Origin of the sequence: Liquorilactobacillus satsumensis DSM 16230 = JCM 12392, from assembly GCF_001435195.1 — a bacterium.
Taxonomy (GTDB): domain Bacteria; phylum Bacillota; class Bacilli; order Lactobacillales; family Lactobacillaceae; genus Liquorilactobacillus; species Liquorilactobacillus satsumensis.
Genome location: NZ_AZFQ01000054.1, coordinates 130429 through 144772 on the forward strand (window position 1 = coordinate 130429; position 14344 = coordinate 144772).

Sequence of the window (14344 nt, forward strand, 5' to 3'; positions counted from 1 at the left end):
GTTTTTTGTTCAAAATAAATCGTATATGAGCCAACAGTTCGCCTACATTAACATTATTTAGTAAACTTAGCTGCACGTTCCTGATACATTGGTAATTCCTCATCCGTACAACGTACAAACCGTCCTGGAACCACTTCATGCAGTTTACGGGGATTTTCTGGATGATCCACCTCAACTGAGGAATCATAGGCAATCTGCTTCCGATTGCGCTCGTACTCTGGATCAGGCACTGGAACAGCAGAAATCAAGCTGGCTGTATAATCATGCAATGGATGGGCATAGATTTCATCCGAAGGCCCAACTTCTAAGAGCTTGCCATAGTGCATGACCCCAATTCTGTCTGAAATGTACTTAACCATTGAAAGATCATGGGCGATAAAAAGATAAGTTAAACCTTGATCGCGCTGCAAGTCTTTCAACAAGTTAACCACCTGTGCTTGGATAGAAACATCCAGTGCCGAGATTGGTTCATCAGCAATTATGAATTTAGGCTGCACCGCTAATGCACGTGCAATCCCAATTCTTTGACGCTGTCCACCAGAGAATTCATGTGGATAACGGCTGGAATGGTCTCTATTTAAACCAACCAGTTCCAAGAGATCCTCCACCATCTTGTTGCGCTGTGCACTGTCCTTTGCTAAATGATGAATGTCGATTCCTTCCGCCACAATATCTTTAATCTTCATTCGTGGGTTAAGCGAAGCATATGGATCCTGAAAGATCATTTGCATCTCTCTTCTAAAAGCAAGGATCTCTGCCTTATTTTTGAACTGATTTACATCCTGACCATCAAAAATAATTTGCCCCGCCGTTGGTTTGTACAAATGAATAATACTCCTACCGGTTGTTGTTTTACCAGAACCGGATTCGCCAACTAATCCGAATGTCTCACCTTCATAAATATCGCAACTGACATCATCAACAGCTTTGACCTCGTCGGATTTCCCCACATTGAAGTATTGTTTAAGATGCTTTACTTCTAATAGTTTCTTTTGTTTTTCTGCCATGGGATTCTCTTCCTTCCTAAGTCTAAACTGACTGATGGGTCATCTTTGCAAAAAGCTGGTGACGGCGGACTATCTCTTCCGGCGGTGTAACTTTAGGTGCATCCGGATGCAAGAGCCATGTCGCAGCATAATGCGTCTCTGAGACCTTGAAGAAAGGTGGTTGCTGCTCCACATCGATTTTCATCGCATATGGATTACGAGCAGCAAACGGATCTCCCTTTGGCGGATCTAATAAATCAGGAGGAGTTCCCGGGATAGCTTCCAGCTTTGTGCTAGTCAGTGTCGGCATTGAATTCAACAATCCCCAAGTATATGGATGCTGTGGATTGTAGAAGATCTCATCCACCGTACCATACTCAACAATTTGACCAGCATACATGACCGCCACCCGATCTGCCATTCCGGCAACAACCCCAAGATCATGGGTAATAAAGATAATCGAAGTCTCGATCTTAGCCTGGAGCTCTTTCATTAGCTGCAAAATCTGTGCCTGAATAGTTACATCAAGCGCTGTTGTCGGTTCATCTGCAATCAAAATTTCTGGATAGCAGACCAGCGCAATGGCAATCACAATTCTTTGACGCTGCCCACCGGAAAATTGATGCGGATAATCTTTGATACGTTCTTCTGCATTTGAAATTCCAACCAGTTTCAAAATATCAAGTGCTTGTGCCCATGCTTTCTTTTTCTCAACTTTTTTGTGTTTCATTAGTGGTTCGGCAATCTGTTGGCCAATCTTCATCGTTGGATCCAATGATGTCATTGGGTCTTGGAAGATCATTGCAATTTCCTTGCCGCGAATATTTTGCATTTGTTTTTCCGACTTTTTCAAAATATCTTCATCGTGATACATGATTGATCCGCCGATTACCTCAGCATTATTTGCCAACAGCCCCATCAGACTTTTGGTCGTTACGGATTTACCTGAACCAGATTCACCCACAATTGCGAGTGTTTCCCCCTTATTAAGATGGAAGCTGACATCACGAATTGCCTTGACATCTCCCGCATAAGTATGGAAATTGATTTTTAAATTTTTAACATCTAAAATTCTCTCAGCCATTTTGCCACCTACCTTCTAGACTTAGGATCGAATGCATCACGCAGACCATCACCCAGCAAGTTAAATGCAATCATCAAAATACACAAGACAATCGCTGGGTACCACATCTGGTACGGCAGAAATTGGAAGTTCTTCTGCCCATCATTCAAGAGCACCCCTAAGGACGTCTCAGGCGAGCTGATCCCAATTCCGATAAAACTCAAAAAGGCTTCGAAAAAGATCGCTGTCGGGATAGTATACATTGTCTGAATAATAATCACACTCGAAAGGTTAGGCACAAGGTGCTTCCAGGCAATCTTAAATGGTGACTCACCTAAAGACCTGGCGGCCAATACATATTCTTGCGACTTAAGCTGCAGTGTTTCGGCACGAATCATCCGCGCCATGGTCGTCCAACTTGAGATCGCAATCGCTGCGATAATCGAGGTCATCCCTGGACGCAAGACAATCAACATTAAGACCACGATCACTAAACTAGGGATCGACGAGATAATCTCGATAATTCGCTGCATCACCGTATCGACTCGACCACCGCGCCAGCCTGAGATAATCCCATAAGCTACCCCGATCGTTAAATCAAAGAAAGTTGCGACCAAAGCCACAATTAATGAGATTTTAGTCCCATAAAGAATTCTTTGTGCCAGTGAATGTCCCAAGTTATCAGTTCCTAAAATGAAATATTTACCAGTTGGAACATTATTTTGTTTATACTCATCGACCCATTGACCTGCCACCTTCAGTTTCCCATTAAATCCATTAATCGGAACACCCGGAATCTTAGCAGGTAGATTGGCATACTGTGGTGCTGACTTGACTAATGTGCTGTGATTGATAAAAAAGCTTGAACCAAAAGCAACAATCATCATCAAAATAATAATCCAAAATGAGATTAATGCACCTTTGTTCATCTTCAAACGACGCCAAGCATCTTGGACAAATGTTAATGACGGAGCGGCTATTTTTTCATTATCCGGTTCCTGAGCCTGAGGAAGTGCCTCAAAGCTGTCTGGACTTAACTTTAACTTTTCTTCCATTTTGCTTAATCCCCATTTCCGCTTAGTCGAATTCTTGGATCAATAATGCCGTAGATAATATCTGTCAACAGAATTACCACGACTAATCCTGCTGAAAACAGCATTGTCACACCCATGATCGTTGGATAATCATTAGTCAAAATTGACTTAACAAATTGTTCCCCAATTCCTGGAATTGAGAAAATATTTTCAATTACCAGCGAACCAGTCATTAAAGCAACTGTATACGGACCAATCAGTGTAACCAGTGGAATCAGACTGTTACGTAGCGCATGATGATAAACCACGCCATACCGACTGAGTCCTTTCGCTTTCGCAAGTTCAATATAATCCGAGTTCATCACATCGACCATGCCGGTTCTGATAAATCTAGCAGTTTCAGCCAAAGGACCAACCCCCAGCGCAATCGTTGGCAGGACTGTATAACTAAAGCTGCCCCAATCGGCAATTGGGAACCAGCCCAGCTTCAACGCAATATAATACTGCAACAAAACTGCAAGTACAAAGTTAGGAACTGACTTGCCAATAATTGACAAGACTGTACTTGTCGTATCTATCCAAGTGTTCCGGTTAATCGCAGCAATCGAGCCTACAATGATTCCGAAGAAGAGTCCGAAGACCATTGCCTGTGCCCCAAGCTGAGCAGACGGTCCGATCCGGCTAGAGATCAGATATGAAACGGGCTGGTTACTAAACTGGAAGGAAGTTCCTAAATCACCATGAAGCATTCCACCCAAGTAAATCAAATACTGCATCCAAATCGGTTTATTCAGACCATATTGTTCATTCATAATCTGAATTTGCTGTGGTGTCATCTTTTCCTGATTAGAGTACGGTGTTCCTGGCATCAGCTTCATCAAAAAAAACGTAATGGAGGCAACCAGGAATAACGTTAATATCATATAGAAGACACGCTTTAAAAGATATTTACGCATAATTTCTCCTCACAATCTATCGCACAAACTGGAATTTCTAATTTAATAAGCACAAATTACATTATAATTTATTTTTTATAATACGCAATCGGGGGGTTAACAATTTCAGTTAATCCCCCAATCAGCTTAAAATAAGATTTTAAATTTAGTTTGCAATGTAAGCATCTTTAAAGTTGTAATTTACACCAGCTGAGTTATAGATCACATCTTTAACCTTAGATTTAACTAAAGTTGAAGTTGCTTGTTGATAGATAGGTGAAATTCCCTGATCGTTTAACAAGATCTTCTGCGCTTGGACTAAATCAGCCCAACGTTTGTCTGTGTTACCTGTATCCGTTGTCTTAGAAGCTTCGATCAGCTTGTCATACTCGCTGTTCTTCCATTTTCCATCATTTTGTGAGTTATCAGAGGTAAAGAGATCCAAGAAACTGATTGGATCGGCGAAGTCAGCACCCCAGCCTGTAACAACTACATCAAAGTTTCCACTCTCTGAACGTGATAAGCGTGTCTTGAATGGCACGTTTGCAACAGATACCTTTGCTCCTGACAGGTTTTCTTCAATCTGGCTTTGCAGGAATTCAGTTGTATCTTTACCCTTATCAGTATCATCACTTAAGATTTCAAAGTTCAGGCTGCTGACACCTAATTCTTTCAAACCTTGTTGCCATAACTTCTTAGCTTCCGCTGTATTATTTGCCACTGCATCTTTTACGTAAGCTTGGTCTGCAAAGTCTTTGCCATTATTTTTAGCAAGGTCAGCAGATACATATCCTTTAGCTACAGTCGAGCCATCCCCAAGAACCTTTTTAACAAATTGTTGACGATTAATTACTAAAGAAATAGCCTTACGAATATTCTTGTTTTGGAATTCTTTTTTAGTCTGGTTGTATTGTAGGTAGAACGTTGAAGCGGCCTTACGAACAACGAGCTCTTTTGAATTTGAAAGCTGCTTAGCTTGTTCAGAACCGAGAATTGCTTCATCCAATTTACCTGATTGATATAAGTTATAGGCAGTTGAGTTACTCTTCGTAACCGTGTAGTTAATTGCAGAGAGCTTCACGTTCTTCTTATCCCAATAATTATTGTTCTTCTTTAAAGTCCAGCTTAGGTTAGAGCCTGTCCATTTGGTTAATTGGAATGGTCCATTGTACACCATGTACTTAGAAGCTGTCCCATACTTGCTACCATATTCCTTCACTGCTTTTTCACTTTGCGGGAAGAATGATGGGAAGCCCATTAAGAGTTTAAAGTATGGTAATTTCTTATCTAGGGTAACGACTAATTTATAATTGCCTTCTGCTTTAATTCCCAGATCAGAAACTGACTTCTTACCGTTCATAATATCATCGGCATTAGCAATTCCGCTGTACAAATAGGCATATTGTGAAGCAGTCTTAGGATCAACTGTTCTTTGCCAGCCATAAACAAAGTCTTTTGCAGTTACCTTATCGCCATTACTCCACTTAGCATTCTTGCGCAAGGTAAAGGTATATGTTTTCCCATCTTTTGAGACAGAGGTCTTAGTCGCAATTCCGGGTTCAATCTTGCTGTCTTTTCCTAAACGATACAGACCTTCATTAGTATTATTTAACGCATTAAAGCTTACAACATCAGTTGCTTTTGAAAGATCCATTGAAGGTAATTCAGCAGATTCATTCCAATTCAACACCTGTTTTGAAGCTTGTCCTGAGCCGCTCTTGGAGCCACATGCAGCTAAGAAAACAGCTGACAATGCAACAACTGCACCAAGTTTGGCAAATTTACTTAATTTCATCGCACAACTACTCCTTTTTTTTTTGCTTCTGTGAAACAAATTATTTAATACAGTAGATAAATCTTATATGAAAATTGAATTAAATACAAGTAAAGATTCTTATTTTCTTCATAAAAAAAACTTAGAAAAGCATAATTTTTTGGCTTGATGTAACTTTTATTAACGTAAGCCGCTTTTGTGGTTTAAAAAAAATAATATTTCGGCAAAAAACTTTAGAAACGAAACAAAATGAAATTTTATCTCAGATTTAAAGAAAGCCTTTTCTTTAAACTTCTCCAGCAGGCAGCAGTCAGTCACTATTTTGTGTGTCTCAACCGCTGGATCTCAAATTAATGCTATAATTAAACGAAAAGGAGGATTCCGCCATGACGCGAGCATTTATTGCGGGTATTGAGAATCAGCAAAAAAACTTCCCTTACCTGATGAAAGAATTAGCCCAACTGGTCGCAGCTAACAACCTGGAAGTCGTTGCAGATTTCAGTCAAAAGTTAACCAAACCGGTTGCCGCAACCTATTTGGGCAAGGGAAAAATTCAAGAGATCGCTGAGGCCGTAGATCATTACCAGGCTGAATATTTGATCTTAAATGATGAACTTTCACCTACTCAGATTAGGAATCTTGAAAAAGAGACTTCACTGAAGGTCTTAGACCGTACTGAACTGATCTTGGAGATTTTCTCCAATCGTGCACGGACAAAAGAGGCTCAACTGCAAGTCGAAATTGCACGGTTGAAATATCAGCTGCCGCGTTTGCGTGGTTCGATAACTGCTAGACTGGACCAGCAAAGCGCCAGCTCAACTTCTGCTAACCGTGGGGCCGGTGAAACTAAGCTTGAATTAAATCGACGCACAATTCAGCATAGAATAGATTTTTTAAGACGCGAGTTAAAATCAATTGAAAAAGAATATGATATTAAGAGTAAATCACGCAGAGCTTCAGCCATTCCCAGAGTTGCACTTGTTGGTTACACCAATGCCGGCAAATCGACAACAATGAACGGGCTGATCTCCTTATTGGCCGGTGACAAAAAGCAACTGGTGCTTGAAAAAGATATGCTCTTTGCGACACTTGATACTTCGGTGCGCCGTTTAACTTATCCAGACAACAAAACTTTTTTGCTCAGTGATACGGTTGGCTTTGTCAGCAAACTGCCACATAATTTGGTAGAAGCTTTTAAGTCTACATTAGCCGAAGTGCGCGAAGCTGATCTTCTAATTCAAGTCATTGATGTCTCTGATGAAAATTCAAAAGAGATGGTTGCAACTACTGAGCAAACCCTTGAAGAGATCGGAGCGGCAGATAAACCCATGATCTACGCTTATAACAAGGCTGATCAAGCCGGGATTACTTTTCCAAGCGTAGAAGGTCTGCAGTTAACATATAGTGCACGTGAGCATTCTTCCATCGAACAACTTGCTGCCATGATTAAGCAATTCTTATTTAAGGACTATCGGACTTTTACTTATCTAATTCCTTATACGCAAGGCAGCTATCTCGAACGGCTCAATGTGCAGGCAAATGTGCTCTCAACTGACTATACAGAAGATGGCAGTAAAGTGACGGCGGAGGTTTCTCCACGCCAGGCTGATTATTATGCACGGTTTTTGGTAAAGGGTTAACTAGAAGTGCTGAAGTCTCCGGGAGACTGTGAGCACTAAGCGACAATTGCTTTATAGTCGGTCTTTGACTAGAAGCAATTGGCAATTAGGCGCAACAGGCTGGTGAGTGATGCACGTTAACTAGAAGTGCTGAAATCTCCGGGAGACTGTGAGCACTAAGCGGCAATTGCTGTATAGTCGGTCTTTGACTAGAAGCAATTGGCAATTAGGCGCAACAGGCTGGTGAGTGATGCACATTAACTAGAAGTGCTGAAATCTCCGGGAGACTGTGAGCACTAAGCGGGGCTGTGACAAACACAGCCCCGCTTTTATTCCGAATAAACGTGTTCCATAAGTCAAAATTCTCCGTCTAACTTCAAATTACTCATAGCAAAGTGCTCGCTATGTTCGTAATTTCGAGTTAGTACTCAAATTTTCCCGACTTATGTCCCACTCTCCCACAAGTAACGTAATCTAAGAAGCTAAAACTAAAAAGACTGCAGGAAAACCGGAGTTTGGCCAGCTTTCCTGCAGTCTTTTTAATTTTGAAATTTAAAGTAAACCGGTTGAAATGAAAACTTTCTTAACCTGCTGTTTTTTCAAGCCGAGCTGCCACCAATGAAAGCGCGTAGCAGACAACGAAATACATCACTGCGAGTGCAACAAACATCGGAATCATATAGCGTGTATTTTGCCCATAAATGATCTGGGCGCGATACAACAGTTCCGGTAAAACGATAATTGTTGCCAAGGATGTATCCTTGATCAGCGAAATAAATTGACTTACCAGTGGCGGAATCATTTTTCTCAAGGCCTGTGGTAGCACAACTACTCGTAGCGCTTGCCAATAAGTCAAACCACAAGCACGTGCCCCTTCCATCTGACCTGTATCAACAGCTTGAATCCCGCTTCTAATAATTTCAGCAATCATCGCTGATTCGAACACCGTCATCGCAGAAATTGCAGCTGCGAGTGGATCCATCCTGATTCCCACTTTCGGCAACCCAAAGTACGTAAAGAAAAGCAAAAGCAGAAGCGGTAAATTCCTAGTCAAATCAATGATAATTCCCACGATAGTTGAGATGAAAGGTGCCCGGATGTAGCGGACAATTCCTAACGCCGAACCAATGATAAAACTCAAGATGATTGAAACCAATGAAACTTCTACGGTTACCCAAAGTCCCTCAAGCAAAAAGCGAAAGTTAATCCATGTGTAAGCTTCAGCAAAACTTGACATTCAGTGCACCCCCCTAACCCATTTTTTTCTCGAGATACCGCATGTAATAGCTTAGCGGCAAAGTAATAATCAAATATAAAATTCCAACTGCAATATAGGTGTTAAACGTGTCAAACGTTGTTGACGCGATCAAGTCACCCTGATACATCAAGTCAAAGCCGGCAACAAACGCCAAGACAGAGGAATTTTTGACCATGTTAATAAACTGATTTCCTAATGGCGGAATCACATATCTGAAGGCTTGTGGCAAGACAATCTGCCACATCGCTTGCATGAAGGTAAGTCCATTAGCCCGTGCGCCTTCCATCTGACCCTCATCAACCGCTTGAATTCCAGCACGCACGGTCTCAGCAATAAATGCTGAGGTATAAAGCGTAAGCCCGATCGTCCCTGCCGTAAAGCCATTAATAGAGACCACGTATTGCGGAACCACTGCATAAAAGAACATTCCAATTACCAGCAACGGAATATTTCGGAACACTTCTATGTAGACACGTCCGAGAATATGCAAAAACCGTGAAGGTAGAACTTCAAAAATTGCGAAGGTCGACCCGATGATCAAACTGAAAAAAAGTGCAATCACACTGCACAGCAGGGTATTGCCAAACCCCACTAGCAATTCCTGCCAATGTTGTTGAAAAACACTGATCATTGTTGACTCGCCTCCTTCAAATCAAAACCAGCAACGTTTCCAAACCACTTCTGCAGCAGTTTTTGATACGTTCCGTCTTTCCGCATCTCGGCTAAGGCCGCATTAACTTTGCTGCGCATCTCGCCTTGACCTTTATCAAAAGCGATCCCGTAAGGTTCTTTTGTAAATGTTCCACCAACAACATGATACGTTGGATTTTCAGAAGCAATTCCAAATAAGATCCCGTTATCAGTTGTGAGTGCTTCGCCTTGACCAGATTTCAGCGCTGTAAACGCCTGTGCATAATCTTCAAGCTCCAAGACTTTTGCTTGAGGTGCATACTTTTTGATATTGACCGCAGAGGTTGAACCCTTAACCGCTAAAACAGTTGTTCCGGCCTTATTAAGATCGCGGACATTCTTAATTGTACTTCCCCGCTTTACCAGTAGCGACTGACCAGCGGCAAAATAAATTTTAGAAAAATCGACAATTTTCTCACGATCAGGTGTAATTGTCATGGTCGCAATAATTGCATCAATATTTTGGTTCTTTAACAACGGTATTCTAGTTTTACTAGTAACCTGTACAAACTTAGCATGCCCGTCTTTGCCCAAAACCTTCTTAGTAATCGCCTTTGCCATATCAATGTCAAATCCCTGGATCTGCCCAGACTTAATATCCATCAGTCCAAAAAGACGTGTATCTGCTTTGACACCCCAAGTAATTGTTTTGGAACTTTCAGCTCTTTGCCACGCATTTTGTTGACTGCTTTTTTTGTTCGTACAAGCACTTAAGGTTACCATCACCAAGGACAGGCACACTAAAACTAGTATGTTTCTAAGTCGTTTCATTCGTTCTCAGCCTCCCTAGTGCTTAATGATCTTACTCAAGAATTGTTGCGCGCGTTTTTCCTTTGGCGCCTTAAAGAATTCATCGGCACGATCGTTTTCTAAGATTTCTCCTTTATCCACAAAAACTACTCGATCTGCAACTTCTTGCGCAAATCCCATTTCGTGGGTAACAACGACCATTGTCATGCCTTCCTTGGCAATTTCCTTCATTGCATTCAAAACATCATCAATCATTTCTGGATCAAGTGCAGAAGTTGGCTCATCAAATAATAACGCCTTAGGCTTCATCGCAAGACTTCTTGCAATCGCCACACGCTGCTTTTGACCACCTGAAAGTTGTTTCGGATACGATTCCGTTTTATCTGCAACACCTACAGACTTCAATAATTTTAATGCAGTCTCTTTATTTTCCTGTTCGGGCCGTTTTAAAACCAAACGCGGCGCAAGCATAATATTCTCTAAAACCGTTTTATTTTCATACAAGTTAAAATGTTGAAAAACCATGCCAACATCTTTCCTAATCAGATTCAAGTCAGTCTCTTTGCTGGAAAGATCACGTCCATTAACCAGTAGCTGTCCACTGCTGATTCCTTCTAATCCGTTAATTGTCCTGATCAGGGTACTTTTTCCGGAGCCTGATGGACCGATTACCACAACCACTTCTCCTTTTTCAACCTGGAGATTAATATGTTTCAAGGCATGGAATTTACCATAATATTTCTCAACATTTTTAAATTCTATTACTGGCATTCTTGCTTCCCCCTGATAAAGATTAATTTTCAATAATAACTATTCTAATTTTTTTTTTAGCTTTGCGCAACAAATGTCACTTTTTGTGTCAGTTCAATTTTGCGTATTTTTCTTGCAAAAAACTTGCATTCCACATTAGAAAGCGCTTACTAATAATTTAAAAAATGTTTTCTGACCTTTTGGGTTTCATTTAGTAAAGATTCAAAAAAGTGGCACCCAGTTTTGGAAAATTACGCACATCCTTGTTCGATCATCTATTAGCCGGCTGGGATTAGGTACTCTTCGGATTTAACCCTCAAAAATTAAAGTGCATGTAACCCGACTGCGGCTATGTTTAACTGCAAAAAAGCCCCACATACCAAGCCATGGATTGTAGTTCCATCTATGCTTAGTATACAGGACTTTCTTGAGCTCATTTGATGCAACACTTAGGCTGGCATCAACTAGTGTGATCTTCTCGTCTGTGTTTCTGCAGGGGACTGCTTTTCGCGATAGACAAGCTGCACTCCTAATTCAAAGTCGTGTTCCTCTTGCATCAAAGTCGTTCTGCCAGCAAATTTAAAGGGTCCGCCATTAATAACTGCAGTTGCAACAAAAATATCATATTGTTGCAGCGCACTTTTTACTGGCATCAAGCCCACCTTGCGTACGATTGCCAATTCTTTCTTTTGAATCGGGTTGAGTCCACCGAACAAGACCAATTCGCCAGCGCGTGGAACCAGTTCAAAGAAAGGCAAAGCAACCGGAACTTTCAGCGCATTCAGATGTTTTTTCGTTCGCCGTGTTTCCCGGAAGATTTCATCTTCACTTAACCCACCATAATCAAGTTTTAAATAGTTTTGGGCTTCGAGCTGCGCTACAACTTCTTTTAAATTACGTTTGTGTAGCGGCTTCATCTCAAGGACAGCCGGCATTAACTTTTCCTGATTAAAAAGACCATTGGTTTGGACAAACCCTGGATTTGGAGCTGCATGTTTGCCACTCACTGCCTCTTCTTTAGGCTTCATTCCGAGCTTTTTTTCTAAAAAAGGCGAAAAATCCACTCGTGAGGTTTTTTTCGTGAAATAATAAAGCACGTTTAAATAAGAAAAGTAAACTAATGCCAAAAAAGCTAAGATAAACAGCGCACCTCGAGCATAAAAACCATTCGCAAAAAAGCGGTAGGCTACATACAGTAAATAGAAATTGCCGACTGTTCCCAGGACCGTATATACTTGGTTTTTTATCTTGACGTTCATGTTGATATAGCCGAGATAACTGTTAATGATCCCAATAATACTAAACAATTCAGACCCTCCTATTCCGTCTGTGTACTTTGAGCACTCGATGAAGAACTATTAGTTTGTGTTGAACTTTGAGTGTTGTTTTGCGTTTGTGTACTGCTACTGCTGCTACTTTCTTCCTCAGCGCTGCTTGAAGTTGCCGCAGAACTTTGCGCACTGGATGAAGAAGATGCATCTGTTGCGGTTGAACTTTCATCGTCAGCAGAAGAGCTTTGCGTTTCATTTTGTGAACTACTTTGCGATTCATCAATCGTAGAGGAATCTCTTGCAGAAGCTGAACTGCTCTCACTTTTGGCAGAGGAAGCACTGCTTGAAGACTTGGCTGATGATTCGCCTGAATTTCCCGACACCGCACTGGAAGTAGTGGTCTGTTGCGTCCGTGATTGGCCCTCACTAGTATGAGTGGCGGTATTCACCGCGACGTTGGTTGCCCCTAATGCCAGAACGACCGACATTACAGCAAAAGGTGTAATAAAGGGCGGCGTACGATATGCCATTCCATCTCTTCCTTCCTAAATTTAGGTTATTCTTCCATTAAAACAAAAACCATCTAAAAAAACTACTATCTTTACTACTCTTTGCCTAATCTTATACAATCAGCACAAATTCCATAAAGCTCAAAGTGATGTTCATCAATTCGACAGCCTGGAAGCTGCTCTTCAAAGAAGTCAAGCGGACACATTTGGACCTCTTGGACTTTCCCACACTTTTTACAAACAAAATGATGATGATGTTGGTGCACAAAGTCACATTGATACTTGACCCAAGCGCTCCCATCGCGCAGCTTGTTTTCAATAATCCCAACTTCTTCAAATTCCTTAATGTTACGATAAATTGTATTATGACTCATCCCCGGATAAATTTCGTGCATATATTTGTCGACCGCGGAGACTGCCACATACTGTTCTTGAAAATGACTTAAATAATCTAAAAGGCTCCGTCTTTGTTTGGTAATTTTATAATTATTTTTTTGTAATAATTTGATAGCTACTTCAAGCATCGCACCACTCCGTTCAAACAATAATCATTACTATTCATAGTAACAGTATACCATAAGGCAAGTCCGCTCCACATCATTTTAAAAATCCATCGCGCCGTAAAAAAAGCTCAATTTCTGCCGTGGTCTTTCCCCAATCATCATTTAATAAAACTTCGCAAAACGTTCTCAATTGTTGTGGCATCTGCATGTCCCGAATTGCCTCTTTACTTTGCAATCTTCTTGCTGCTCTTTCTTTAGCTTCTCCTCTTTTCAAAAGACGCTGCCCCAAAATATTTTGGTCAGCAACCGCAATGTACCAAAAAGAAACTTGCTTGGTCCTAAGCTTTTGTTTATATGCTAGTGCACCTTTGGTATCCAACACAATCACAGCATTATCATGGTGCTGCCATGTTCGAGCAAGACTTTCTGCTGAAGAACCGTAAAAATTACCATCATACTCCATGTATTCAAAATACCTGTTGCGAAAAAAAGAAGTCTTAGTTTCGAAATAATAATCCTTTCCGTCTGTCTCTCCTTTTCGTCGCGGTCTGGTTGTATGTGTTAGTACACGTGAAAATCCATACTTTTCTTCTAAATAATGTTGAATCGTGGTTTTTCCGGTCCCAGGTCCTCCGCAAAGGACTAGCAGCTTTTTCATTGTACTTAGTTCCTCCCCAGTGCATAATAATTGAAAAAAGTATGCAAAAGCATAAAATAGAAGTTGTAAGCGTTGGGCTTATTAAATTGCTGCAACGCTACTTTTTATTATAGTTTTAAAGGAGGGGTTTGACCATGAATTTTGGTTCTTATAACAAAAAATGGTACTCCATCGAACTTAATACTGAAAAACAGCTTTTCATTGCACGTTCAAAAGAAAGACCAGACCTTTTTACTGAAGATATTACAATCCAAAAAGCCATTGCAAAACTTGAGCGCCTGGTCGCTCCTAAAACTCATGCAGTCGGCTAATGTTACTCAGCAAATTTGAAAATTTGAATGTCTAAATCCATAGTTTAAATGAAATAAGCTTGTTTTTTAATGGAGTACCTACTATTTATTACTAAGAAATATGAGCTGTCTTAGCTTCTAACTTCAAGTAACACATTAAGTAGCTTGTGTACTTAAAATTGAAACTTCAAACAGCACAGGGGCTGTGACAAAAGTTAAATTTTGTCACAGTCCCTCTTTTATTCCGGATAAAC

At 40.8% G+C, this 14344-nt stretch carries 15 protein-coding genes; 2 read left to right on the top strand and 13 right to left on the bottom strand.

Annotated elements, in window-relative coordinates:
- Positions 1–53 precede the first annotated feature (53 nt).
- From FD50_RS11450 to FD50_RS11470, 5 genes are all read right to left on the bottom strand, one after another.
- On the bottom strand, positions 54–1007 hold the full coding sequence (locus FD50_RS11450) for an ABC transporter ATP-binding protein (protein ID WP_056961837.1): 954 nt from the start codon (positions 1005–1007) through the stop codon (positions 54–56).
- Positions 1008–1029: 22 nt separating this feature from the next.
- Positions 1030–2070 (bottom strand): ABC transporter ATP-binding protein, encoded by a 1041-nt coding sequence (locus tag FD50_RS11455; protein WP_056961839.1) that lies wholly within the window; start codon positions 2068–2070, stop codon positions 1030–1032.
- 8 nt (positions 2071–2078) lie between these two features.
- Positions 2079–3104: an ABC transporter permease gene (locus FD50_RS11460; protein WP_056961842.1), complete on the bottom strand. Its 1026-nt coding sequence runs from the start codon at positions 3102–3104 to the stop codon at positions 2079–2081.
- A gap of 5 nt (positions 3105–3109) precedes the next feature.
- On the bottom strand, positions 3110–4039 hold the full coding sequence (opp3b, locus tag FD50_RS11465) for an oligopeptide ABC transporter permease (protein WP_056961844.1): 930 nt from the start codon (positions 4037–4039) through the stop codon (positions 3110–3112).
- Positions 4040–4184: 145 nt separating this feature from the next.
- The gene (locus FD50_RS11470) at positions 4185–5813 is read right to left on the bottom strand and encodes a peptide ABC transporter substrate-binding protein (protein WP_056961845.1); all 1629 of its coding nucleotides are present in this window, start codon (positions 5811–5813) and stop codon (positions 4185–4187) included.
- Positions 5814–6178: 365 nt separating this feature from the next.
- Here FD50_RS11470 and hflX point away from each other — a divergent pair, with 365 nt between their 5' ends.
- Positions 6179–7432 (top strand): GTPase HflX, encoded by a 1254-nt coding sequence (gene hflX / locus FD50_RS11475; protein ID WP_056961848.1) that lies wholly within the window; start codon positions 6179–6181, stop codon positions 7430–7432.
- A 562-nt stretch (positions 7433–7994) separates the two neighbouring features.
- Here hflX and FD50_RS11480 read toward each other — a convergent pair.
- From FD50_RS11480 to FD50_RS11515, 8 genes are all read right to left on the bottom strand, one after another.
- Positions 7995–8648 carry an amino acid ABC transporter permease gene (locus FD50_RS11480; protein WP_054758111.1) on the bottom strand — a complete coding sequence of 218 codons (654 nt, stop codon included), beginning with the start codon at positions 8646–8648 and terminating at the stop codon, positions 7995–7997.
- 13 nt (positions 8649–8661) lie between these two features.
- A complete protein-coding gene (locus FD50_RS11485) occupies positions 8662–9300 on the bottom strand; it encodes an amino acid ABC transporter permease (RefSeq protein WP_056961850.1) in 639 nt (212 codons plus the stop codon).
- Positions 9297–10130, bottom strand: a complete 834-nt coding sequence (locus tag FD50_RS11490; protein ID WP_056961852.1) for a transporter substrate-binding domain-containing protein — start codon at positions 10128–10130, stop codon at positions 9297–9299. The genes FD50_RS11485 and FD50_RS11490 overlap by 4 nt, the downstream gene beginning before the upstream one ends.
- 15 nt (positions 10131–10145) lie before the next feature.
- Complete coding sequence (locus FD50_RS11495; protein WP_054758112.1) at positions 10146–10880, bottom strand: amino acid ABC transporter ATP-binding protein; 735 nt, start codon at positions 10878–10880, stop codon at positions 10146–10148.
- Positions 10881–11323: 443 nt separating this feature from the next.
- Positions 11324–12166, bottom strand: a complete 843-nt coding sequence (locus tag FD50_RS11500) for a DUF6681 family protein (protein WP_054758113.1) — start codon at positions 12164–12166, stop codon at positions 11324–11326.
- 11 nt (positions 12167–12177) lie between these two features.
- Positions 12178–12660 carry a hypothetical protein gene (locus tag FD50_RS11505; protein ID WP_056961854.1) on the bottom strand — a complete coding sequence of 161 codons (483 nt, stop codon included), beginning with the start codon at positions 12658–12660 and terminating at the stop codon, positions 12178–12180.
- Positions 12661–12734: 74 nt separating this feature from the next.
- The gene (locus FD50_RS11510) at positions 12735–13163 is read right to left on the bottom strand and encodes a Fur family transcriptional regulator (RefSeq protein WP_054758115.1); all 429 of its coding nucleotides are present in this window, start codon (positions 13161–13163) and stop codon (positions 12735–12737) included.
- A gap of 73 nt (positions 13164–13236) precedes the next feature.
- On the bottom strand, positions 13237–13800 hold the full coding sequence (locus tag FD50_RS11515; RefSeq protein ID WP_056961855.1) for a guanylate kinase: 564 nt from the start codon (positions 13798–13800) through the stop codon (positions 13237–13239).
- Positions 13801–13934: 134 nt separating this feature from the next.
- On the opposite strand from FD50_RS11515, the gene FD50_RS12750 reads away from it, so the two are divergent.
- Positions 13935–14111 carry a hypothetical protein gene (locus FD50_RS12750; protein WP_156653545.1) on the top strand — a complete coding sequence of 59 codons (177 nt, stop codon included), beginning with the start codon at positions 13935–13937 and terminating at the stop codon, positions 14109–14111.
- The last annotated feature ends 233 nt before the right edge of the window (positions 14112–14344 follow it).